21 protein-coding genes are annotated in these 24469 nt (G+C 60.3%); 17 read left to right on the forward strand and 4 right to left on the reverse strand.

The features are described from left to right. Positions 1–211: 211 nt before the first annotated feature. The 8 genes from HU743_RS04495 to HU743_RS04530 all read left to right on the forward strand — a co-directional run bounded on the left by HU743_RS04495 (position 212) and on the right by HU743_RS04530 (position 7211). Positions 212–751 (forward strand): thiamine pyrophosphate-binding protein, encoded by a 540-nt coding sequence (locus tag HU743_RS04495; protein WP_053128405.1) that lies wholly within the window; start codon positions 212–214, stop codon positions 749–751. Next, a complete protein-coding gene (locus tag HU743_RS04500) occupies positions 739–1335 on the forward strand; it encodes a thiamine pyrophosphate-dependent enzyme (protein WP_008146637.1) in 597 nt (198 codons plus the stop codon). The genes HU743_RS04495 and HU743_RS04500 overlap by 13 nt, the downstream gene beginning before the upstream one ends. A 66-nt stretch (positions 1336–1401) precedes the next feature. After that, a complete protein-coding gene (locus tag HU743_RS04505; protein WP_186647168.1) occupies positions 1402–2565 on the forward strand; it encodes an acyl-CoA dehydrogenase family protein in 1164 nt (387 codons plus the stop codon). A gap of 19 nt (positions 2566–2584) precedes the next feature. Beyond that, positions 2585–3787 (forward strand): CaiB/BaiF CoA-transferase family protein, encoded by a 1203-nt coding sequence (locus HU743_RS04510; protein WP_186647170.1) that lies wholly within the window; start codon positions 2585–2587, stop codon positions 3785–3787. Between the two features lie 37 nt (positions 3788–3824). Further along, complete coding sequence (locus HU743_RS04515; protein ID WP_186647172.1) at positions 3825–4574, forward strand: electron transfer flavoprotein subunit beta/FixA family protein; 750 nt, start codon at positions 3825–3827, stop codon at positions 4572–4574. Continuing rightward, positions 4575–5531 (forward strand): FAD-binding protein, encoded by a 957-nt coding sequence (locus tag HU743_RS04520; protein ID WP_186647174.1) that lies wholly within the window; start codon positions 4575–4577, stop codon positions 5529–5531. A 25-nt stretch (positions 5532–5556) separates the two neighbouring features. Continuing rightward, the gene (locus HU743_RS04525) at positions 5557–6399 is read left to right on the forward strand and encodes a MaoC family dehydratase N-terminal domain-containing protein (protein WP_186647176.1); all 843 of its coding nucleotides are present in this window, start codon (positions 5557–5559) and stop codon (positions 6397–6399) included. Further along, entirely contained in the window at positions 6396–7211 is an 816-nt protein-coding gene (locus HU743_RS04530; RefSeq protein ID WP_186647178.1) for a CoA ester lyase, read from the forward strand. The genes HU743_RS04525 and HU743_RS04530 overlap by 4 nt, the downstream gene beginning before the upstream one ends. 91 nt (positions 7212–7302) lie before the next feature. Here the strand turns inward: HU743_RS04530 and HU743_RS04535 are convergent, their stop codons facing one another. After that, the gene (locus HU743_RS04535) at positions 7303–8184 is read right to left on the reverse strand and encodes a LysR family transcriptional regulator (RefSeq protein ID WP_186647180.1); all 882 of its coding nucleotides are present in this window, start codon (positions 8182–8184) and stop codon (positions 7303–7305) included. Between the two features lie 100 nt (positions 8185–8284). On the opposite strand from HU743_RS04535, the gene HU743_RS04540 reads away from it, so the two are divergent. The 6 genes from HU743_RS04540 to HU743_RS04565 all read left to right on the forward strand — a co-directional run bounded on the left by HU743_RS04540 (position 8285) and on the right by HU743_RS04565 (position 16435). Next, entirely contained in the window at positions 8285–9298 is a 1014-nt protein-coding gene (locus HU743_RS04540; RefSeq protein ID WP_186647183.1) for an aldo/keto reductase, read from the forward strand. A 178-nt stretch (positions 9299–9476) separates the two neighbouring features. Continuing rightward, a complete protein-coding gene (locus tag HU743_RS04545; protein WP_186551442.1) occupies positions 9477–9824 on the forward strand; it encodes a DUF4190 domain-containing protein in 348 nt (115 codons plus the stop codon). Positions 9825–9841: 17 nt separating this feature from the next. After that, complete coding sequence (locus tag HU743_RS04550) at positions 9842–10294, forward strand: DUF805 domain-containing protein (RefSeq protein WP_186647185.1); 453 nt, start codon at positions 9842–9844, stop codon at positions 10292–10294. Between the two features lie 274 nt (positions 10295–10568). Continuing rightward, the gene (gene mexE, locus HU743_RS04555; protein WP_186551440.1) at positions 10569–11822 is read left to right on the forward strand and encodes a multidrug efflux RND transporter periplasmic adaptor subunit MexE; all 1254 of its coding nucleotides are present in this window, start codon (positions 10569–10571) and stop codon (positions 11820–11822) included. A 15-nt stretch (positions 11823–11837) separates the two neighbouring features. Further along, complete coding sequence (locus HU743_RS04560; protein ID WP_186551439.1) at positions 11838–15017, forward strand: efflux RND transporter permease subunit; 3180 nt, start codon at positions 11838–11840, stop codon at positions 15015–15017. Continuing rightward, complete coding sequence (locus HU743_RS04565; protein WP_186647187.1) at positions 15014–16435, forward strand: TolC family protein; 1422 nt, start codon at positions 15014–15016, stop codon at positions 16433–16435. The genes HU743_RS04560 and HU743_RS04565 overlap by 4 nt, the downstream gene beginning before the upstream one ends. Positions 16436–16635: 200 nt before the next feature. Here HU743_RS04565 and HU743_RS04570 read toward each other — a convergent pair whose 3' ends face one another. From HU743_RS04570 to HU743_RS04580, 3 genes are read right to left on the reverse strand one after another with little or no spacing between them, the layout of a single operon-like run. After that, positions 16636–17601, reverse strand: a complete 966-nt coding sequence (locus HU743_RS04570; protein ID WP_186647189.1) for an HlyD family secretion protein — start codon at positions 17599–17601, stop codon at positions 16636–16638. A gap of 4 nt (positions 17602–17605) precedes the next feature. Next, positions 17606–17806 (reverse strand): DUF1656 domain-containing protein, encoded by a 201-nt coding sequence (locus HU743_RS04575; RefSeq protein WP_186551436.1) that lies wholly within the window; start codon positions 17804–17806, stop codon positions 17606–17608. Next, complete coding sequence (locus HU743_RS04580) at positions 17796–19931, reverse strand: FUSC family protein (protein WP_186647191.1); 2136 nt, start codon at positions 19929–19931, stop codon at positions 17796–17798. The genes HU743_RS04575 and HU743_RS04580 overlap by 11 nt, the downstream gene beginning before the upstream one ends. A gap of 170 nt (positions 19932–20101) precedes the next feature. On the opposite strand from HU743_RS04580, the gene HU743_RS04585 reads away from it, so the two are divergent. The 3 genes from HU743_RS04585 to HU743_RS04595 all read left to right on the forward strand — a co-directional run bounded on the left by HU743_RS04585 (position 20102) and on the right by HU743_RS04595 (position 24459). Beyond that, positions 20102–21157, forward strand: coding sequence for a tetratricopeptide repeat protein (locus HU743_RS04585; protein WP_186647193.1), 1056 nt, complete (start codon positions 20102–20104; stop codon positions 21155–21157). A gap of 132 nt (positions 21158–21289) precedes the next feature. Further along, the gene (locus HU743_RS04590; protein WP_186551433.1) at positions 21290–22792 is read left to right on the forward strand and encodes an ATPase domain-containing protein; all 1503 of its coding nucleotides are present in this window, start codon (positions 21290–21292) and stop codon (positions 22790–22792) included. Beyond that, on the forward strand, positions 22789–24459 hold the full coding sequence (locus HU743_RS04595; protein ID WP_186647195.1) for an ATP-binding protein: 1671 nt from the start codon (positions 22789–22791) through the stop codon (positions 24457–24459). The genes HU743_RS04590 and HU743_RS04595 overlap by 4 nt, the downstream gene beginning before the upstream one ends. Positions 24460–24469: the final 10 nt, after the last annotated feature.

Below are 24469 nucleotides of genomic sequence, written 5' to 3' on the forward strand. Positions count from 1 at the left end.
GTACGCACTGAAAAGGCATAGCTGATATGCCGGTTTTCTATCCGCCGTGCTGCTATCCAACCTTGTTATGGAATGTCGGCATTCCAATCATAATCAAGGCCCAGCTATAGCGATGAGGCATATCTAATAGACAAAAACGGTAGTCGTCGTTCGCTTTCCACGCTCCCAGAATGTGTGAAAACACAAAAGCAGCACTGCTTGGGAGATAGGCATGTCAACAGAAGCTGAACAAACCGCAGGGCAGGATTGGCAGGAGGACGTGTTCCGCGTCCTCAAGGCCCACGACGTCAAACACGTGGTCTTCGTACCGGATGCAGGCCACTCGGCAGCGATCCGCATGTCATATGCCGACCCGGATATCAAGGCCGTCGTCCTTACGACCGAAGAGGAAGGCATCGGCTACCTCGCTGGCGCATGGCTTGGCGGCGAGCGCGGTGCACTCCTGATGCAATCCAGTGGTGTCGGTAACTGCATCAACACCCTCGCGCTCCAAGTCTGCGCCGGCTTTCCGCTGTTGATGGTGGTCACCATGCGCGGCGACTGGGCCGAATTCAACGCGTGGCAAAACCCTATGGGCCAAGCCACCGAAGCGTCCCTGAATCTGATGAAGGTCATGACTTGGCGTGCAGACGTCCCGGAAGATGTCGCCCCGCTGCTGCACGGCGCCGCGACCATGGCCTTCAACGGTGATTCGTCCACTGCCCTGCTGCTCGGCCAGCGCCTGATTGGAGAAAAGAAATGGGTCAAGTAAGCGCAAACCACACCCTGTGCCGCCGCGAAGTGGTCAAGGCCTTGCTGGCCGACCGCAAAGACGTGCTGGTCGTGACGGGTCTCGGTTCGGCGTCCTACGACGTCATGGCTGCCGGTGACAATGATCTCAATTACTACCTGTGGGCTGCCATGGGTAGCGCGATCACTGTGGGTCTGGGCCTGGCGAATGCGCAACCAGACAAGTCGGTGGTGGTGGTCACCGGTGACGGCGAGTTGCTCATGGGCTTCGGCGCACTGGCCACGGTAGCACTGCAAAAGCCTGCCAACCTGACCATCGCGGTGTTGGACAACGGTCACTTTGGTGAAACCGGCATGCAAGTCAGCCACGCCGGTTTCGGTATTTCCCTGGACCAGGTGGCGAAGACTTGCGGCTTCAGCTGGACCGATGAAATCCGCGACATGGAAGGCGTACATGATCTGCGCGAGCGCTTTGCGACCCGCGATGGCGTCAAGCTCGCGACGATCAAGATCAAAGCGGAAAACCCGCCACGGGTGCTGCCACCGCGCGATGGTCATTACGTCAAGAATCGCTTTCGTGCCGCCTTGGGTTTCAACCCGATCTGATTGCTCTTTGCCCGGACCTGGTCACGCAGGGCTGATGCCGTGCGTGACGCGTTGAGGAGAATAATAATGACTGACCGCAACTCTGAAGAACTCAATGCCATCCGCGACGGTGTCCGCGCTCTGTGCGCTGAATTCGATGCCACTTACTGGCGCAAGATCGACGAAGAAAAAGGCTTTCCGGAAACCTTCGTCAAGGCCCTGACCGACGCAGGTTGGCTGGCCGCGCTGATTCCGACCGAATATGGCGGCTCCGGCCTGGGGTTGGCCGAGGCCTCGGTGATCCTGGAAGAGGTGAACCGTTGCGGCGGTAATTCCGGCACTGTGCACGGGCAGATGTACAACATGTTCACCCTGCTGCGTCACGGCAGCGAGGCGCAGAAAAGTTATTACCTGCCGAAACTGGCCAGCGGTGAATTGCGCCTGCAATCGATGGCGGTGACCGAGCCTACTACCGGCACCGACACCACCAAGATAAAAACCACCGCCGTGCGCAAAGGTGGCAAGTACGTGATCAACGGGCAGAAGGTGTGGATCTCACGCGTTCAGCATTCCGACCTGATGATCCTGCTGGCGCGGACCACGCCGTTGGCCGACGTGAAGAAGAAGTCGGAAGGCATGTCGATCTTCCTCGTTGATCTGCGAGAAACCATCGGTAACGGCCTGACCGTGCAGCCGATCGCTAACATGGTCAACCACGAAACCAACGAATTGTTCTTCGACAACCTGGAAATCCCCGCTGACAGTTTGATCGGTGAGGAAGGCAAAGGCTTCCGCTACATCCTCGATGGACTGAATGCCGAACGCACCCTGATCGCCGCCGAATGCATCGGAGACGGTCGCTGGTTTATCGAAAAGGCCAGCGCTTACGCCCGTGACCGCGTGGTGTTTGGACGCCCGATCGGGCAGAACCAGGGCGTACAATTCCCCATCGCTGAAGCGCACATCGAGATCGAAGCGGCCGACCTGATGCGCTGGCGCGCCTGCGAGGAATACGACAGCGGGATCAACGCCGGGGCCAGCGCCAACATGGCCAAGTACCTCGCGGCGAAAGCTTCCTGGGAAGCTGCCAACGCTTGCTTGCAGACTCACGGCGGCTTTGGCTTCGCCTGCGAATACGACGTCGAGCGAAAATTCCGTGAGACCCGCCTGTACCAGGTTGCCCCCATTTCCACCAACCTGATCCTGTCGTACGTCGCCGAACACCTGCTCGAGCTGCCGCGCTCTTTCTAAAAACAAGAGAGAAAAAATCATGAGCCAGCCCAACGGTCTCCGTCCGCTCGATGGCATTACCGTCGTCAGCCTTGAACACGCCATTGCAGCGCCCTTCTGCACCCGACAACTGGCCGACCTCGGTGCTCGGGTGATCAAGGTCGAACGTCCAGGCACAGGTGATTTCGCCAGAGGTTATGACCAACGTGTCAACGGCCTGGCCTCGCACTTCGTCTGGACCAATCGCTCGAAAGAAAGCCTGACCCTCGACTTGAAGCATGAGTCGGCCACCGAGGTGCTGGACAGTTTGCTGACCACTGCCGATGTGCTCGTACAAAACCTCGCGCCCGGTGCCGCCGCGCGAATGGGACTATCATTTGAGGCGTTGCATCAGCGATTTCCGCGCCTGATTGTCTGTGACATTTCAGGCTATGGCATCGGTGGCCCCTATGAAAAGAAGAAGGCCTACGATCTGTTGATCCAGAGTGAGGGTGGATTTCTGTCGGTCACCGGCGGCCCGGGCGAGGAAGAAATGGCCAAGGCCGGCTGCTCAATCGCCGACATCGCGGCCGGCATGTACGCCTACACCGGGATTCTGTCTGCGCTGCTATTGCGTGAACGAACTGGCGAAGGCAGCCACCTCGATGTGTCGATGCTGGAAAGCCTGGTCGAGTGGATGAACTACCCGATGTATTACGCCTACGACGGCGCGCCCCCGCCACCTCGCGCCGGTGCCGCGCACGCCACCATTTACCCCTACGGTCCTTTCCCCATCGGTGACGGCACCACCGTGATGCTCGGTTTGCAAAACGAGCGTGAGTGGCAGTTGTTTTGCGACAAGGTGCTGCTGATGCCCGAGTTGGCGAAAGACGACCGTTTCTCGGCCAACTTCAAACGCGTCGAAAACCGTCATGCGTTGCGCGCGCTGATCGTTGAATCGTTCTCCACGCTCAACTTCGCTGCTGTATTTGATCGGCTGGAAAATGCGCAGATCGCCAACGCGCGGGTCAACGACATGCAAGGGGTTTGGGACCATCCACAACTTCAGGCCCGTGATCGCTGGCGGGAAGTCGAGACCTCTGCCGGTACCGTCCCGAGCTTGATACCGCCAGGCAGCAACAGCGCGTTCGAGCCTCGTATGGACGCCGTACCGGGCCTGGGCCAACACACCGAGCAGGTGTTAAGGGAGCTGGGACTGGGAACGGATCGCATTGAACAAATGCGTTCCGCCGGAGCCATCTGACTGCAACGATCAAAGATTTTCGAGAGAACACTGCCCCATGAAGATCCTGGTAGCTGTGAAACGCGTGGTTGATTACAACGTGAAAGTTCGCGTCAAGGCGGACAACTCCGGCGTCGACCTCGCCAACGTCAAGATGTCGATGAACCCGTTCTGCGAAATCGCAGTGGAAGAAGCCGTACGCCTGAAAGAAAAAGGTGTTGCGACTGAAATCGTCGTCGTCTCCATCGGCCCGTCCACCGCTCAGGAACAGCTGCGCACTGCACTGGCTCTGGGCGCCGACCGCGCCATCCTCGTCGAATCCGCTGAAGACCTGACCTCGCTCGCCGTGGCCAAGCTGCTCAAGGCTGTGGTCGACAAGGAACAGCCTCAACTGGTGATCCTCGGCAAACAGGCCATCGACAGCGATAACAACCAGACCGGCCAGATGCTCGCTGCATTGAGCGGCTACGGTCAGGGCACGTTCGCCTCGAAAGTCGAAGTGTCCGGCGACAGCGTTGCCGTGACCCGCGAAATCGACGGCGGCGCGCAGACCGTTTCGCTGAAACTGCCGGCCATCGTCACCACTGACCTGCGTTTGAACGAGCCGCGCTACGCGTCCCTGCCAAACATCATGAAAGCCAAGAAGAAGCCTCTCGAAGTGCTGACTCCGGACGCTTTGGGCGTTTCCACCGCCTCCACCAACAAGACCCTCAAGGTCGAAGCGCCGGCTGCACGCAGCGCAGGCATCAAGGTCAAGTCGGTGGCTGAACTGGTCGAGAAACTGAAGAATGAAGCGAAGGTGATCTGAATGACGATCCTGGTGATTGCTGACTACTCAAATGATAAGCAGAACAACAAAGTGCTCGCCCCAGCCACCCTGAATACCTTGGCCGCCGCAGCGAAAATTGGCGGCGATATCCACGTGCTGGTGGCGGGCGCTTTTGTGGGCACCGTGGCTGAGGCGGCAGCGGATATCAAAGGGGTGAACAAAGTATTGCTGGCCGACAACGTCGCGTATGCCAATCAACTCCCTGAAAACGTCGCGTTGTTAGTGACCCGTCTGGTGATCGAACAAAACACGATCTACAGCCATGTCCTCGCCTCGGCCACGTCCAACGGCAAGAACATTCTGCCGCGCGTGGCCGCTGCCCTGGGCGTCGACCAGATCTCCGAGATCATTTCGGTAGAAAGCGCCGACACCTTCAAGCGCCCGATCTACGCCGGTAACGCCATCGCTACCGTGCAGTCGAACGCTGCGGTCAAAGTCATTACCGTCCGCGCCACCGGTTTCGACCCCGTTGCCGCCGAAGGTGGTTCGGCTGCCGTTGAAGCGCTCGCTACGGCTCATGACGCCGGTATCTCCAGCTTCATCAACGAAGAACTGGCCAGGTCCGATCGTCCTGAACTGACCGCTGCCAAGATCATCGTTTCCGGCGGTCGAGGCATGCAGAACGGCGACAACTTCAAACACCTGTACGCCCTGGCCGACAAGCTGGGCGCTGCCGTCGGGGCTTCCCGCGCGGCGGTAGACGCCGGTTTCGTGCCCAACGACATGCAGGTCGGCCAGACCGGCAAGATCGTTGCGCCACAGCTGTACATCGCCGTCGGCATTTCCGGCGCGATCCAGCATTTGGCCGGTATGAAAGACTCCAAGGTGATCGTTGCGATCAACAAGGATGAAGAAGCGCCGATCTTCCAGGTGGCTGATTACGGCCTGGTGGCAGACTTGTTTGAAGCGATTCCGGAAATGGCCGCCCTGGCCTGATCACCGACCGACGGGAGCGATGAATATGAACAGTACCGATTTTTCAGCCTGGATTGGACGTCGTCAGGAAAGCCAGGACCGGATCAGTTTCAACTTGGTGAAACGAATCGCCGCGACGTTGAGCGAAGTGGCGCCGCAGCCTGGTGAACCGCTTCCCCCCTTGTGGCATTGGGCTTTTTTTCAGGAACCGGTTACCGCCGACGAACTGGGCCCGGACGGTCATCCGGCGCTCGGGGGATTCCTGCCGCCCGCCCACAACCGCAACCGCATGTGGGCAGGTAGTCGGCTGGAGTTTTACCAGCCGTTGAAAGTGGAGGCTGAGGTGACCTGTGTCTCAACCATTCTCAATGTCGAAGAGAAACACGGTCGCACAGGTTCCTTGTTTTTTGTCACGGTACGCCATGAATATTTCCAGGACGGCAAGCGCGCCCTTCAGGACGAGCAGGACATCGTCTATCGGGAACCCACTCCTCCCAAACCAGGCGGCACCGAAGCACTTCCTGAAGGCCAATGGCAGGCACGGGTCGAGCCCTCAGCTACGCTGCTGTTTCGCTACTCTGCCGTCACGTTCAATGGCCATCGAATTCACTATGACTGGCCATATGTCACAGAGACTGAAGGTTATCCGGGGTTGGTCGTGCATGGTCCTTTGATCGCCACCCTGAATTTGCGTGCCTTTACCAAAGCGCACCCGAACGTGCGCTTGAAGCGCTTCACCTTCCGTGGCGTCCGACCTTTGATTTCACCTCACCCTTTCGAGGTCGGCGGACGTCTGATCGACAGCGGCAAGGCACAGCTCTGGGCGGGTAATCAGGACGGTGCAGCGCAAATCGGCGAAGTCGAGTTCAGCGCGGGAGAAGCGCCATGAATACGTCCATCGTTCGCTCTGCCCTGTTTGTGCCTGCCACTCGTCCAGAGCGGATACCTAAAGCCATCGCAACCGGTGCAGACCGGGTCATTGTCGATCTAGAGGACGCGGTGCAGGAAAATCTCAAGGAACAGGCGAGGGATAACCTGGAGCGCTTCTTGAGTGACAATCCGAACGCCCCGATCCTGGTACGAGTGAATGCCCCGGATCACTGGGCCCACGTGGCAGATCTGGAGCTTTGTCGACAACACGCCGCCGTGACCGGCGTTTTGCTGCCCAAAGCAGAAAGCGCGCAGCATGTCCTCACGGCGGCCAATACTCGAAAGCCGATCTGGCCCATCATCGAAAGCGCCAAGGGTCTGGCCGAACTCCAGGTGATTGCCCAGACCCAGGGCGTTGAACGCTTGTCGTTCGGAAGCCTTGATCTGGGCCTGGACCTGAACTTGACCACCGGCAGCCATGCTGCCCAACAAATCCTGAGTCACGCTCGCTATGCTGTACTGCTCGCGACGCGGGTGGCCGGCCTCGCTCCGGCGCTGGATGGCGTGTTTCCATCCATACAGGACACCGTCGGCCTGCACAGCACCGTTCAGTTTGCCCGCGACATGGGGTTCGGTGGCGCTTTATGTATCCACCCGAGCCAAGTGGCGATTATCCACCAAGCGCTGAAACCCGGTCTGGAGGAGCTGCACTGGGCGCAACGCATCATGGACGCCGCCCGTTCGGGGGAAGGTGTATTCGTGCTCGATGGCCAAATGGTCGATGCGCCTGTCATAGCCCGAGCACAGGCCATCCTGGCGCGCGCGACCTGACTCAACAGCAACATGCCTGATCATTTCCGCCTCTTTCCATCACGGGTATGAAGGATCGAAGTCGAAGCGCCTGACGGCGCAGCACGTTCCATCACACCCGAATGAAATCCACCAACGCCCGCAGCGCGGCGGGCAGGTGCCGCCGTCCGGAGTAATAGAGAAAGAACCGGCCCGGCGGCGCAGCGTAACTTCCCAATATCGCCTCCAGCCGGCCTGCGGCCAAGTCGTCGCGCACCATCGCCTCGTAGACGTAGGCCACGCCTGCACCGTCGCACGCGGCCTGGATCATCGCCGCGTCGTCGTCGAACGTCAGGGGGCCGCTGACTTCAATAGTCAGCGGCTCGCCATTCGCCTGAAACTCCCAGGCATATCGCTTGCCGCTTGGGAAACGGCGGCCAATGCAGGCGTGACCGAGTAGCTCACGCGGTGTCTGTGGCGTGCCGCGCAAGGCAAGATAGGCCGGCGCGGCCACACAGGCGAAACGTTGCGGCGGCCCCACCGGCACCGCCACCATGTCCCCGGCCAGGCTCTCGCCGAAACGGATGCCCGCATCGAAACCATCCCCGACGATGTCAGCCAGGCCGTCGTCGGTCACGACGTCTACTTGCATGCGCGGGTACTTCGCCACGAATCCCGCCAGCATCGGCGCCAGCACCAGCCGTGCTGCCGGGCGCGGCACATTCAGGCGCAGCGTGCCGCTCGGCTCGGCCTGCAAGGCGGTCAGGGCCGCTAGCGCGTCGGCCACTTCTCGCAAGGCTGGGTCGAGGCGCTCCAACAGCCGCTCGCCCGCCTCGGTCGGCGTCACGCTGCGCGTTGTGCGGTGAAGCAAACGCATGCCCAGCCGTTCTTCCAGACTGCGCATGGCATGACTCAAGGCTGAAGCGGACACGCCGCGCTCAGCCGCAGCCTTGCGAAAGCTGCGATGCCGCGCCACCGCCGCGAAGGCATCCAGATCATGTAGGTCAGGCGTCATTGATGAATTTTTCTCAGTAACCAATCAAGCAAAACCCAGCTTATCAACTTCTATCGACCAAGTGACACTGGCGCCTTCTCACTAATGCAGGGATTTGACAATGCAGCAGCAACGACTCGGCAGCACCGACTTCATGATTTCACCGATCGGGCTGGGCACCTGGGCCATCGCGGGGCCCGGCTGGGAATTTGGCTGGGGCGCGCAAGACGACGCTGAGAGCCTTGCCGCGCTGGAATACGCGGTGGAGCGCGGGGTGAACTGGATAGACACCGCCGCCGTCTATGGCCTGGGCCACGCCGAGGAAGTCGTCGGGCAGCTGCTGCGTCGCGTGCCTGCCTCGCGCCGTCCGCTGGTGTTTACAAAAGGCAGTCTGGTCTGGGATCGCGCGAGTCGGCAGATTTCGCATTCGCTGGCACCGGCGTCGCTGGCGCAAGAAATTGACGACAGTCTGCGCCGCCTCCAGGTCGAGACCATCGACCTGTACCAGATCCACTGGCCGACCTTTCCGCCGGGTGGCCCGGACGAAGGCATCGAAGCTGCACTCTCAGTGCTGGACAAGGCGCGCAGACTGGGGAAAATTCGCGCCATCGGCGTATCGAACTTTGACGTGGCCCAACTCAAACGCGCTCAGGCGGTGACGGCGATCGCCTCGCTCCAGCCGCCGTACTCGGCATTGATGCGCGAGGTCGAGGACGACATCCTGCCGTTCTGTGAGCAGGCCAATATCGGCGTCATCGCCTATTCCACTTTGCAATCGGGCCTGCTCAGCGGCGCCATGACGCGTCAACGCATCGCCGGCTTGCCGAACGACGACTGGCGCAAAACCCGCAGCCCAGACTTTCAGGAACCACGCCTGACCGCGAATCTGGCCTTGGTTGAAGCCTTTCGCCGTATCGGAGAGCGTCACGGGCTGACACCGGCGGCGGTGGCGATCGCCTGGGTGCTGCGGCAACCCGCTGTGACCGGCGCTATCGTCGGCGCACGCCGGCCGGCGCAAGTCGACGGGCTGCTCAGCGCGGCTGAATTTCGCCTGAGCACTGATGAACTGGCCGAGATCGCGCCATTGTTGCCCGAGGGTATGGGCACCAACGTGCCCGAGGCAGCTAGCTCCTGAGCGGAAATTTGCCACTGCGCTCACGATGACCACGTCCCCGCCCCGTCGCCGCCTGACTGAGAGTGGCGATGGCCGCCCCAATGATGGCAAAGAGCCGTGACAAATCCTCTAATAGAGATTAAATTACCGCCGCCCCGCCGATGGAGGGTCGGGCATTCGCACTCAGTTAAGGAAAACGATGGCAATGGTCTATTGTCGTGCTTGCGCCAAGGAGCTTCATGAAACGGCGCTCACCTGCCCCCAATGCGGGGCGAGCCAACAGGCCTTCGTGCCACCCACGCAAGCCGGGGTTCCCTGGCTCGCCATCGTTTCGCTGATCTGCGGAATTATCGGCGCTCTCACCCTTTTTGATGATTCCGAATGGGACATCGAAACGATCCTCGGCGTCGGACTGTTCAGCGTCGCAGGTCTCACTTGCGGCATCGTCTGCATCAACGAAAAACACTCGGGAAGAAACCTCGCGATCGCCGGCATCATATTGTCAGGCTTCACCGCGTTGATTCTTTGCTGTCTATCGATTCAATAATTTTTAGGGAAAAAAACATGAGCATGGTTTTCTGCCGCGGTTGTGCCAAGGAAATAAGTACGCTGGCCCTGGCCTGCCCTCAGTGCGGCGCGCCTCAGGCAGCTCAGCAAACCTACGCAAGCGGCCCTGCCATCACCACAGGCAACCCCTACCTTGAGGCGCTGAAGAATTACGCCGTGTTCAACGGTCGCGCTACGCGTCGTGAATACTGGCTGTTCTTTCTGATCAACATGGGCATCGCGATCGTGATGGGGGTCATCGATGGCTTTTTGAACACCGGTGGGGTCTTGCAGGGCCTTTATAATCTCGCGTTGCTGGTGCCAAGCATTGCCGTCGGTGTGCGCCGTATGCACGATACTGATCGCAGCGGCTGGTGGTTGCTGCTGCCGATCGTTAATATCGTATTCTTGGCACAAGACAGCCAGCCGGGGCCGAATCGCTTCGGTGCCAACCGCAAAGGCATCAACTGACAAACAGCGGCGACCCGCTGATCGAAACGGCCTTCATGGCCGTTTCCTTGTTTCTGGCTGACGCATTCACGGCTGATCGGAATCGTTGCGGTTCTCGCAACACACTTTTGTCACCGATACAATTGATAGCGCCCTAACGAAAGGCCCATGCTAGAGGGCTGATCTGGTGCTTATATCATTCCGAATGATAGTTACCTTTGCTTCATTCGATTCGTGCCATCACACCCCGCCGAGCATCATCCGCCCATCTTCAATACTTTGGCGGATGCATTCCATGGAACAGTCACTCAAACATTTGCGCTTCCCGTTGGCCATGTTGGCCGTACTGGTGATGAGCGCCTGCGGCAAGACTCCGGAGACTGCCGCCACGATGCCTGCGGCAAAAGTCAGCGTGGCCAAGGTGCTGGAACAACCGGTCAACGAGTGGGACGAATTCACCGGGCGCCTCGAAGCGCCGGAAACCGTAGAGATTCGTCCACGGGTGTCGGGCCAGATTGATCAAGTCGCGTTCACCGAAGGCGCGCTGGTCAAGAAAGGCGACCTGCTCTTCCAGATCGACCCACGACCGTTCCAGGCTGAGGTGCGCCGCCTCGAAGCGCTGGTCGCCCAGGCCCGTGCCACCGCCAGCCGCAATGAAAACGAAGCGAGCCGCGGTGAACGTCTGCGCGCCAGCAACGCGATTTCCGCCGAACTCGCCGACTCGCGCACCACCGCCGCCCAGGAAGCCCGCGCCGCTGTCGGTGCCCTGCAGGCGCAACTCGATCTGGCCAAGCTGAACCTGAGTTTTACCCGTGTCACTGCGCCGATCAGTGGTCGCGTCAGCCGTGCCGAAATTACCGCCGGCAACCTGGTGACCGCCGATACCACCGCGCTGACCAGCGTGGTGTCGACCGACAAGGTCTACGCCTACTTCGACGCCGACGAGCGTGTCTTCCTCAAATACACCCAACTGGCTCGTAACGGCCAGCGCGGCGCGACAACTCCGGTGTACATGGGCCTGTCCAACGAAGACGGCAATCCGCACCTGGGCCAGATGAATTTCGTCGACAACCAGGTCAACCCGAAAACCGGCACCATCCGTGGCCGCGCGGTGTTCGACAACAGCGACGGCACCTACACCCCGGGTCTGTATGCACGTCTGAAACTGGTCGGCAGCGGCACCTACAACGCGATGCTGATCAACGACGAAGCCGTCGGCACGGACCTGGGCAAGAAATTCGTTCTGGTCATGGATGCGGACAACAAAACCGTTTATCGCGCCGTCGAGCTGGGGCCGAAAATCGAGGGCCTGCGGATCGTGCGCAACGGTCTGAACAAGGACGACACCATTATCGTCAAGGGTCTACAACGGGTACGTCCTGGCTCGCCAGTGACCCCTGAAGTGATCCCGATGGCCAGCGAACAAACCCTTGCGGCACTCGCTCAACAACGTCAAGCGCTGGAAGCCAGCAACCTGCCTAAAGTCGCCCCTGCCAAAGGCGCCTCGGGTCCGGCTGCGAAGCTGGCTGCTACGACCCCACGCGGTTAAGGGACGACAACTCCGATGAATTTTTCCCAGTTCTTCATATTCCGGCCGATCTTCGCAGCGGTGCTGTCGCTGCTGATCCTGATTGCCGGTGCGATCTCGCTGTTCCAGTTGCCGATCAGCGAATACCCCGAAGTCGTGCCGCCGACCGTAGTGGTCCGCGCCAACTTCCCGGGCGCCAACCCGAAAGTCATCGGTGAAACCGTGGCGGCTCCGCTGGAGCAGGCCATCACCGGTGTCGAGAACATGTTGTACATGTCCTCGCAATCGACCGCTGACGGCAAGATCACCCTGACCATCACCTTCGCGCTGGGCACCGACCTGGATAACGCGCAGGTGCAGGTGCAGAACCGCGTGACCCGTACCGAGCCGAAACTTCCTGAAGAAGTGACGCGCATCGGTATCACCGTCGACAAGGCATCGCCCGACCTGACCATGGTTGTGCACTTGACCTCACCGGACAAGCGCTACGACATGCTCTATCTGTCCAACTACGCGATCCTCAACATCAAGGACGAGCTCGCCCGTCTGGGCGGTGTCGGTGATGTGCAGTTGTTTGGTATGGGCGACTATTCGCTGCGGGTCTGGCTCGATCCGAACAAGACCGCTTCGCGCAACCTGACCGCAACCGATGTCGTGACGGCCATTCGTGAGCAGAACCGTCAAGTCGCCGCCGGCCAGTTGGGCGCGCCCCCTGCCCCGACGGCGCAGAGTTTTCAGCTGTCGATCAACACTCAGGGCCGTCTGGTCACTGAGGAAGAGTTCGAAAACATCGTCATTCGTGCAGGCGACGATGGTGAAATCACCCGTCTCAAGGACATTGCTCGCGTAGAACTGGGCTCCAGCCAATACGCCCTGCGTTCGCTGCTGAACAACCAGCCTGCGGTCGCGATCCCGATCTTCCAGCGCCCTGGCTCCAACGCCATCGACATTTCGAACGAAGTGCGCGCGAAGATGGACGAGCTGAAGAAAGGCTTCCCGCAGGGCATGGACTACAGCATCGTCTATGACCCGACGATTTTCGTGCGCGGCTCGATCGAAGCGGTGGTTCACACCCTCTTCGAAGCGCTGATCCTCGTGGTGCTGGTGGTAATCCTGTTCCTGCAGACCTGGCGCGCCTCGATCATTCCATTGGTGGCGGTGCCGGTATCGTTGATCGGTACGTTTGCGGTCATGCACCTGTTCGGTTTTTCGCTCAACGCTCTGTCGCTGTTCGGCCTGGTGTTGGCCATCGGTATCGTGGTTGACGACGCCATCGTCGTGGTGGAAAACGTCGAACGCAACATCGAACTGGGACTGACCCCGGTCGAGGCCACCAAACGCGCCATGCGTGAGGTGACGGGGCCGATCATCGCGACGGCACTGGTGCTGTGTGCGGTGTTTATTCCCGCAGCGTTCATTTCTGGCCTCACCGGACAGTTCTATAAGCAGTTCGCTTTGACCATTGCCATCTCGACCGTGATTTCGGCGTTCAACTCGCTGACCCTATCGCCGGCATTGGCTGCGGTACTGCTCAAGGCCCATGACGCACCGAAAGACCGCTTCTCCCGGGTGCTCGACAAACTCTTCGGTGGCTGGCTGTTCCGCCCGTTCAACCGCTTCTTCGATCGCGCCAGCCATGGTTATGTCGGTACCGTGCGCCGGGTAATCCGCGGCAGTGGCATTGCGCTGTTCCTCTATGCCGGCCTGATGGTGCTGACGTTCTTCGGTTTCTCCAGCACACCGACCGGTTTCGTGCCCGGCCAGGACAAGCAATACCTGGTGGCGTTCGCCCAACTGCCGGACGCGGCCAGCCTGGATCGCACCGAAGACGTGATCAAACGCATGTCCGACCTGGCCCTGAAACAGCCAGGCGTGGAAAGCGCCGTTGCCTTCCCGGGCCTGTCGATCAACGGCTTCACCAACAGCCCGAACGCCGGCATCGTGTTCGTCACCCTGAAACCGTTCGACGAGCGTAAAGACCCGAGCATGTCGGCCGGGGCGATTGCCGGTGCCTTGAACGGCCAGTACGCCAACATTCAGGAAGCGTACATGGCGATCTTCCCGCCACCGCCGGTACAAGGCCTGGGCACCATTGGCGGTTTCCGTCTGCAAATCGAAGACCGGGGTAACCTCGGCTACGACGAGCTGTACAAGGAAACCATGAACATCATCAACAAGAGTCACAGCGTGCCAGAACTGGCCGGCCTGTTCACCAGCTACACCGTGAACGTTCCGCAGGTCGATGCCGCCATCGACCGTGAAAAAGCCAAGACCCACGGCGTGGCCGTCAGTGACATCTTCGACACCCTGCAGATCTACCTGGGTTCGCTGTATGCCAACGACTTCAACCGCTTCGGGCGCACCTATCAGGTCAACGTTCAGGCCGAGCAGCAGTTCCGCCTCGAATCCGATCAGATCGGCCAACTGAAAGTACGCAACAACAAAGGCGAAATGATCCCGCTGGCGACCTTCATCAAGGTCAGCGACACCTCGGGGCCGGATCGCGTGATGCATTACAACGGCTTCATTACCGCTGAAATCAACGGTGCCGCCGCCCCCGGCTACAGCTCCGGCCAGGCCGAAAAAGCCATCGAAAAACTGCTGAAGGACGAGTTGCCGAACGGCATGACCTACGAGTGGACCGACCTGACCTATCAGCAGATTCTGTCCGGTAACACCGCACTGTTCGTGTTCCCGCTCTGCGTATTGCTGGCGTTCCTGGTACTCGCTGCGCAGTACGAAAGCTGGAGCCTGCCACTGGCGGTGATCCTGATCGTACCGATGACCCTGCTGTCGGCCATCACCGGTGTGATCATCTCGGGCGGTGACAACAACATCTTCACCCAGATCGGCTTGATCGTATTGGTGGGACTGGCCTGTAAGAATGCGATTCTGATTGTCGAGTTCGCCAAGGACAAACAGGAAGAAGGCCTCGACCCTCTCGCCGCGGTTCTGGAAGCCTGCCGCTTGCGTCTGCGGCCGATTCTGATGACTTCCTTCGCGTTCATCATGGGTGTAGTGCCACTGGTGTTCTCCAGCGGTGCCGGTGCCGAAATGCGTCATGCCATGGGTGTAGCCGTGTTCTCCGGGATGCTTGGCGTGACCTTCTTCGGTCTGTTGCTGACCCCCGTGTTCTACGTGCTGATCCGTAACTTCGTTGAACGCAGCGAGGCCCGCAAGACGGCCAAGGCGCTGAAACTGGAGGCGCAACAATGAGTCTGAAAGTCTTCCTGCCGAGCCTGCTGGTGCTGGCCCTCAGCGCCTGCGCCGTCGGCCCCGACTACAAGACCCCAGCCACAGAGGCGGCCAATATCACGGCCGCCACCGATGGCGCCGCCGGCCAGAAGAACTTCGACCGGTCGAAATTCGAAGGCATCTGGTGGCAGCAGTTCGACGATCCGACCCTCAACCAGTTGGTAACGCAATCGCTGCAAGGCAACCGTGAACTGCGCGTGGCGTTCGCCCGTTGGAAAGCTGCCCGGGCGATCCGCGACGACGCCAGCAACGACGCGATGCCGACCATCACCAGCCGCGCCAGCAGTGATCTGGGCAAGGGTCAGATTCCCGGCCAGACCACCGACCGGGTCAATAGCGAACGCTATGACCTGGGTCTGGACATGGCTTGGGAGCTCGACCTGTTCGGGCGCATCCAGCGCAATCTGGAAGCCAGCGATGCCGACCAGCAAGCGGCTGAAGCCGATCTGTACCAGTTGCAGGTCACCATGATTGCCGAACTGGTCGATGCCTACGGTCAACTGCGCGGCGCCCAGTTGCGCGAGAAGATCGCCGTGGCCAACCTGAACAACCAACAGGAGTCGCGCAAGATCACCATCAGCCTGCGTGATGCCGGCGTCGGCGATCAGTTGGACGTCGAGCGGGCCGATGCGCGCCTGGCCAATGTCGAAGCGACCATCCCGCAGTTGCAAGCGGAGCAGGTTCGGCAGAAAAACCGTATCGCCACCCTGCTCGGTGAGCGTCCGGACAAGCTGACTGTCGATTTGAGCCCGAAAGACCTGCCGGCCATTGCCAAGGCCTTGCCGATCGGCGATCCGGGCGAGCTGCTGCAACGTCGTCCGGACATCCTCAGCGCCGAACGCCAATTGGCATCGGCCACGGCGCGCATCGGTGTGGCTAAAGCCGATCTGTTCCCACGGGTGAGCCTCAGCGGCTTCCTTGGCTGGACCGCCGGGCGTGGTTCGCAAATCGGCTCCTCAGCCGCCAATGCCTGGGCGCTCGGCCCGAGCATCACTTGGGCAGCGTTTGATCTGGGCAGCGTGCGCGCCCGTTTGCGCGGTGCCGATGCAGAAGCCGAAGGTGCGCTGGCGACCTATGAGCAACAGGTTTTGCTGGCCCTGGAAGAGTCGGAAAACGCGTTCAGCGATTACGGCAAACGCCAGCAACGGCTGATCTCGCTGATTCGTCAGAGTGAATCGAGCCGCAAGGCCGCCGATCTCGCGGAGATCCGCTATCGCGAAGGCACGACCGATTTCCTTGTGTTGCTCGACGCCCAGCGCGAGCGCCTGAACGCCGAAGACAGCCAGGCCCAGGCCGAAGTCGATCTGTATCGCGGCATCGTCGCGATCTACAAAGCCCTCGGCGGTGGCTGGCAACCGGAGACCGTCGCCAGCAAGTAAAGATTGTTAAAGAGCTCCTTTGGTTGGCCGCAACCAACCAATTCTTTTGCCCCGCGTATCATTCGGTCGCGGGGTTTTTTTATGCTTTTTTTCGGTTAATGAGGTCCCTTGTGGGAGCGAGCCTGCTCGCAGCACCCTGTCAGGCAAATCACCGGTGGCTGACACTCCGCCTTCGCGAGCAGGCTCGCTCCCACAGTGGATCAGGGCTGGTCTTGAGAGTTGTGATCTTCCAGGACGGTGACGGTCGCGGTTGTACCGGCGCGCAAGCGATTCTTGCCGGCGAAATCACCGTCAATGCCAATGCGCACCGGCACTCGTTGCGCCAGTTTCACCCAGGTGTAGCTCGGGTTGATATTGGCCAGCAGCCGGCTGCCGGGGGCGTTCTCGCGGTCGGCGATGGCAAAAGCAATGCTTTCGACCGTTCCGCCAAAACGTTCTCCGCTCATCAACTGAATGCGCACCCGGTCGCCCTCCTCGATTCTCGGCAGCTTGGTTTCTTCGAAGTAACCGCTGACATAGAACGAATCGCTGTCGACCAGCGCCAGCAGGGCGCCGCCTGCCTGCGCGTAATCGCCTTGACGGGTCAGCAGGTTGGTCACGTAACCGCTGACCGGCGACTCGACGCGGGTACGCTGCAAATCGAGTTCGGCCTGGGTCAGGGCGGCAATCGCCAGCTGCACATTGGCCTCGGCCAGTCCGAGGTTGGCCTGATTGCGCAACAGGTCAGCCTGAGCGACAGCCACGTCAGTGCTCGACTTTTCCCATTCCTCGCCGGAAATGGCGAAGCCCTGTTTCAGCGTGCGTCGCCGGCGCTCCTCGCTTTGGCGTTGTTTGAGCAACGCTTCACTGGCAACAATCGCCGCTTGCGATTGCCCCAGCGAAGCCTTGGACACCTCGACCGAACGCCGGGCATGTTCGACGGCCAATTGATAACGCGCCGGATCGATTTCCAGCAGCAACTGGCCCTTGTCGACATGCTGATTGTCCTGCACCGCCAGCTTGACGATACGCCCGGAGACATCGGCCGACAGCGTCACCACATCCGCCCTCACCCGGGCATCCCGGGTCCACGGCGCACGGGTGTAATACTCCCAGGCGAACCAGCCAAGGATGATCGCCAGGATCACCACCGCCACGGTCGTCATTCGTGCAACTAGCGCTTTCAAGGCATCAGGCTCCCATCAACAAAATCAGCGTGGCACAGACGCAGGCATACAGCGCGCCCTCGAACAGCGCCTCATGCCAGACCAGACGCAGCACGCCCAGACGCCGCAAACACCCGTCCAGCAGCATGAAGATGGGGATTGCCAGTAACAGCGCCTGGGCAATCGGCGGCAGATAGACGCCGCCAATCTCGAAATCAATGGGCAAGTTGCGGTTCTCCTTCCAGAGCTTCAGGTTGCAAATACTCGCCGTGGCGTTCAAGGAACGACACAACGATCAGGAGCGCCACGCGCATGCGGAACACCGACCATAAATGCTCATGACTGGCGGCATGCAAATCATCCAGTTCATCGCCCAGTTCGTGCAGCATGGCCAGCAACCCTGCGAGTTGTACATCCTGACGCCCGGCGACGAAACGACCGGTCTGGCGTAACGCCGACGCCAGGCGCTGAGTGAATGCCTCGGTCAACAAGGCATTGCTTTGTGCCTGCTGACGCAACTGATGCATGGCCACGCCCAACGCTACACAAGCCAGACTGATTTCATACAATCGCTGCACGGCGCGCTCATTTGCCGCTGGCAACAGACCGAGCATGCTGGTCAGTCGGTCGGTCATCCGACTCTCGAAGGCGAATTGTTGTTCATCGGTCGCCGGCATTTTGCTCAGTTGATATACCTGCTCCCGCGCTTCGCCGTACAACCGACGAATTCGCAAGCCTGGGCGGAACGGAAAGATCAGCGCATAGACGATCAGCGCCAGCATGGCTGCACTGACGTAGGCGCCGGCGAATTCGAACCATTGGATCGCCGTGTTCTGTCCGGTGCCGAAGTTCTGTGGCCCGATCATGAGGAAACTCGACAGGCCAAGCCCCATGCCGATCCCGGCAGTCGCCGGACTGGCAATACCGACGGCAATGGCATACAACAGCGGCACCAGCAGCAAGGCGAGCAATTCGAAATCACTGATCGCCGGCACCAGCATGAATTGATAGATCGCCGACACCACCAGCGCCAGTCCCAACCCTCTGGCATAGCTTTGCGCAGCCATTAGCGGACGTGGAAAGGTCGCCATCAGCGAGCAGAGAATCCCCACCAGAATCATCCCGCCCCGCGCGCCGTCCCATGCCGTTTCGATCCAGATCAGCCCGGCGACCAGAAGCGCAGTAAAGGCTCGAATGGCGTTCATCGAGGCCAGGGTGAAATCCAGATGCAGCGGACTGGACTGGCCCCGATACAGACAACTCGCCGGTCGCCCTTGCTGAATGGCGTCGCTCAGCTCAAGAATCTGCTCCAGTTGCTGCAGCAGTCGCGCCTGCTCCCAGCGTAAGGCCCAGGCCAGTGAGCGCAGGGTCGCGCTCATGTTCTCGGTCTGTTGCTCGGCTTTGTACGCCAACGCTTCGAACTGTTGCTGCAAGGTGACGAAGCGCTGCCGGTCCTCACCAGAGAGTGCACGGCCCTGTTGCGCCAACTGATCCAGTAATGCCAGCTCCTCGGCCCGCAGTTGCTGAACCTGCGGCGGCAAATCGCCCTCCCAGCGCTCTATGAGCAGTTCGCGTTGATGACGCAGTGCGGTAAGTCGCGAGGTCAGCAACATCAGTTGGTTGCCCAGCAGCAATACCAGGTTATCGGCGCTGCGCAACCGTGGCGCATCGAAATACAAATGGCGCCGCAACCCTTCCAGCGCACTGATTTCACCGAGCAGCTGCATTTGCCGACGCTGGAAATCGGCTTCGCTTTCTTCCGTGCGAAGAACCTCGGCGGCGTGGCTGGCGGCCAGTTTGATCACCTGATCGACCTTGGAAAAATAACCTTTGGCGACGGCTTCCGGCCGGGCCGTCAACAGACTGACCACGCAAACGCAAGCGACCGCCAGCAGGGTTTCAGTGACGCGAGTGACGGCGAGCAGAAACGTACCGTCCTGATCCGGAATCGCCAGCAAGGCCACGACCACAGCAGTGTATCCGCTGAGCACGAACGCCTGGGAGCTGGTGTAGCGCAGCAAGGTGCCGCCCGCCGTGCACAGCGCGAGCCACAGGGCCAGCGTGATAATGAACGGCAACGGCGCCTGAGGGAAAATCGCCATGATCAGCACTGCCACCGCCGCGCCGACAGTGGTGCCAATCACTTGGCCAAAGCTGCGCGCCAGCGCCATCCCCGCCAGCGGCTGACTGACAATGACCACGGCCATGATCGACCACTTGGGTTGCTCGAGATCGAACACAAACGCCAGATAAAGGGTCAACAGCCCGGCGGCGATGGTGCGCAGGGCAAACAGCAAAACAGCCTGGCCGGGATGGATCAAAGCCTTGAAGTAAGCAAACAGCGCTGGCATGGGCACACTCTTTAAAACGACTTCTGCAAGCGTAGACACTGCTTCAAAAGCCTGACGGATTTCACAGTCGACACGACGCGTAGGACGATTCGCCGGCAAGGGTTTGACTCACACGCCAAGCTGACCGAAGCTTGCCGCTCTGCTCAAGTTCGAAGCTTTCGGAAACCCGCATGACTCAGTCCCGCCGCAACCTGCTGATCGGCCTTGGCCTTGTACTGATCCTCGGTGTCGTCTGGCTATCTTTGCGCAGCACCACCCCGACCATCCCCGACGCTATCAAACATGGCTACAGCGAAGCGCTGAACGCAGCCCGAACCGGCGAACCCGGCGCGGCGCGTCAGCTGTACCAGCAAATGGGCCGGCCGGACATCTCGGTCAAGCGTCGGGTCTGGCTACATGGTGAATTAGCTAATTATCCGAGTCCACAGGCCTTGAAACTGGCCGACGCGGACTTACACCACGAAGCGCCACAAGTGCGCGTGGCTGCGATTAAAAGTGTCGTCGGTCTGGTGCCCGGCGGGCAACGCAGTCTGCTGCTCGGACCGTTGCTGGACGATGGGGATCAGACGGTCCGCTTCGCCGCCATCAATGCCCTGCTCGGTCTGACGCCTGACGAGCTGGGGCTGTACTTCGCCCCGTTGCAGCAAGCGATCGATGGCTGGCAACAGGCGCTTGAAGGACAGCCGGAAAGCGCTGCCAATCAGGCGCAACTGGCGCGTCTTTACATTCATAACGCTGAATACAAGCAGGCCCGACAGGCACTGGACAATACCCTGCGGCTGGAACCCGGCAACCTGCCGGCGCTGGTGATGCAGATCGACGTGCTCGACCGTCAGGGCCAGAGCGATGCCGCGCGTCAATTGCTCGCCCAACAACTCAAGGCGCAACCCGATTCGGCCTATCTGCAACACGCCCTCGGCCTGTGGCTGTTGCACCATGGCCAGCGTGAATACGCCCTGCTCGGCCTGTCCAAAGCCGTTGAGCTGGAACCGGACAACAAGGATTATCGCTACGACCTGGCGACCACCTTGCACAGCGCAGAAGAGCTGGAAGCGGCGCAGAAGCAATTGCAGGAAATCGTCCAGCGCCACCCCGCGGATCGCAAGGCGCGGGTCTTGCTGATCAACTATTGGAAAGAAAGCGGCCAGTTGCAAAACGTGCAGATTCTGTTGGCGCAACTTGAGCAGTTGAACCCGGACGACCCGGCCCTGCAGCAAGGCCTCTGATCAAGGCTCAGTGAGTGCAATCTGCCATCTATCGAAAGAAAAAGCGGAACCGTGAACACGCCATGAGGTCAAGTAACTCAGGCGGCTCACTTAAGCCAGTCGCCTGATTCCCTAGTCATAAGAGGGCGTTTTTTGACTACATCAAACGAGTTGATCAGTGCGAAAGCCGCCATCGGCGTTGAAGGTCTCGATGACATTCTGGCCGGTGGACTGTCTCGTGGCCACGTGTTCCTGCTCGAGGGTGAACCCGGTACGGGTAAAACCACGGTGGCCCTGCATTTCCTTCGTGCCGGCGCGCTGGCAGGTGAACGCTGCCTGTACATCACGCTCTCGGAAACCGAGAAGGAACTGCGCCAGGGCGCACTCTCCCATGGTTGGGAGCTGAACGAAAAAATCGAAATATTCGAGCTGACGCCGCCGGAAAGCCTGCTCAACGCCGAGCACCAGCAAAGCCTGCTGTATTCCTCGGATCTTGAACTGGGCGAGGCAACCCGGCAGATTTTCGAGGTGGTCGAACGCTTCAAACCGACGCGCGTCGTCCTCGACAGCCTCTCGGAGATCCGTCTGCTGGCGCAGAGCTCGTTGCGTTATCGCCGACAAATCCTCGCAATCAAGCACTACTTCGTGCGCTATGACGCCACCGTCCTGTTGCTTGATGACCTGACCACCGAATCCCTCGATAAAACCGTGCACAGCGTGGCCCATGGCGTGATTCGCCTTGAAGAGCTGACGCCGAGCTACGGCGCGGAGCGCCGCCGGGTGCGCGTGGTCAAGTATCGCGGGCAGAAATACCGTGGCGGCTTTCACGACTTCACCATCATGGGCGATGGCGTGCACGTGTTTCCGCGCCTGGTCGCTGCCGAGCATCGCGGCGACTATGCGCGACTGCAATTATCGAGCGGCATCAAGGAACTCGACGCGCTGCTCGGTGGCGGTATCGAAACCGGTTCAAGCACCCTGATCCTGGGTCCGGCCGGTACCGGCAAATCGCTGATCTCGATGATTTTCGCGGCCGCCGCCGTGGCCCGTGGCGAGAAGGCCGCGCTGTTCATTTTCGACGAAGAGCTGGGCCTGCTGTTCGAACGCATGCGTCATATCGGCATCGACCTCAAAGCCTTGCAGGCGACCGGCAATTTGCTGATCGAACAAGTCGACGCCGCCGAATTGTCGCCAGGCGAGCTGTCATACCGCGTTCGGCGGTGTGTCGATGAGCGCGACATCAAGACCGTGGTCATCGACAGCATCAACGGCTATCAAGCGGCAATGCCGGAAGAAAACGCGCTGGTGCTGCACATGCACGAATTGCTGCTGTACCTGAACCGTAAAGGCGCGGCGACCTTCATGACCGTTGCGCAGCATGGCCTCGTCGGCGACATGCAGGCGCCGGTCGATATCACTTACCTGGCCGACACGGTGATTCTGTTGCGTTACTTCGAAGCCCTGGGCAAAGTCCGTCGGGCCATCTCGATCATCAAAAAACGCACCGGCAACCATGAGTCGACCATTCGTGAATACCGGATTTCCGCGCGCGGCATGACCATCGGGCAACCGCTGGAGTCTTTTCAGGGCGTACTGCGTGGCGTGCCGACTTACATGGGAGCGAGCAATCCATTGCTCGAGGATGAAAGCTTGTGACGGTCAACACGCCGCTGGCCGAACGGGTCCTGATTCTGGCGCCCTTGGGTCGGGACAGTCAGATCGCGCTGAAGATCCTCAACGAAGCACGTTACGAGGGTCAGATCACGGCGAGTCTCGGTGCCCTGTGCGCCGAACTGGAATTCGGCGCCGGGCTGCTGTTGATCGCTGCGGAAGCCTTGCGCGGGCCAGAGCTGGAAGGGCTGATCCTCTACCTCGATCAGCAGCCCGCCTGGTCCGACCTGCCCATCGTGCTGTTGACCCATCACGGCGGCCAGGAACAAGGCCCGCCGTCCGGCCTGAGCGAATTGCTCGGCAACGTGACGTTTCTCGAGCGCCCTTTCCACCCGGCGACACTGGTCAGTCTGGTCACCGCAGCCCTGCGCGGACGGCGACGACAATATGAAGCCCGCGACCGCCTGATTGATCTGAGCGAAAGCGAACGGCGCCTGCAATCGACCCTGGAAACCCTCGAACAACAGGTCGAAGAACGCACCGCGCAACTTCGTCATAACGAAGAAGCGTTGCGCCAGTCGCAGAAGATGGAAGCGGTCGGCCAACTCACCGGCGGCATCGCACACGATTTCAACAACATGCTGACGGGCATTATCGGCAGCCTGGAACTGTTGCGCCGGCGTCTGGCCCGGGGACGTACCGAAGACCTCGACAGCCTGATTGACCTTGGCGTGACCTCAGCCAACCGCGCCGCCGGCCTGACCCACCGCCTGCTGGCGTTCTCCCGGCGCCAGTCGCTCGACCCCAAAGCCGTGCAAATGAACACGCTGGTGCTGTCGATGGGTGAACTGCTGCAACGCAGTCTCAACGAAAGTATTCATCTGGAAATGCGCCTGGATGACGACCTCTGGGTCGCCGAAGCCGACCCCAATCAACTGGAAAGCGCCCTGCTCAACCTGGTGATCAACGCCCGCGATGCCATGCCCGAAGGCGGCAAACTGGTGGTGGCGACCAGCAATGAGGTGCTGCACCCGGAGTTCACCGAGGCCTACAGCAATCTGGAGCCTGGTGATTACGTCATGCTCAGCGTTACCGACAATGGCAGCGGCATGCCGCAAAGTGTGGTCAGCCGCGCCTTCGACCCGTTCTTTACAACCAAACCCATCGGCCAGGGCACCGGGCTGGGCCTGTCGATGATTTACGGCTTCAGCAAACAATCACGCGGCCATGTGTCGATCGACAGCGAGATTGACCAGGGCACCACCGTCAAACTGTACCTGCCGCGCTTTCGCGGTGAGGAAATCGCACTCCCTGTGTCGGATTCGCAGCAAGCTCCCTATGCCATGGATGGCGAAACCGTGCTCATCGTCGAAGACGATCCGGCCGTACGCGTGCTGGTCAGCGCTGTACTCAGTGAGTTGGGGTATGCCTTCGTCGAGGCCAGTGATGCCGACGGCGCCATGCCGATCCTGAACTCTTCGCAGCGCATCGACCTGTTGATCAGCGATGTCGGCCTGCCGGGCATGAATGGCCGGCAACTGGCGGAGGTTGGCCGCCAGTATCGACCAGGCCTGAAGGTATTGTTCATTACCGGATACGCCGAACACGCGGCGGTGCGCGGCGGATTCCTCGACTCAGGGATGCAGATGATCACCAAGCCGTTCACATTCGACCTGCTGACCGCCAAGGTGCGGGAGATGATCCGGGGATGATCTGATGATC

The sequence above is a fragment of the Pseudomonas sp. SWRI99 genome (assembly GCF_014270125.1).
In the GTDB taxonomy this organism is placed as follows: Bacteria; Pseudomonadota; Gammaproteobacteria; order Pseudomonadales; family Pseudomonadaceae; genus Aquipseudomonas; species Aquipseudomonas hamedanensis.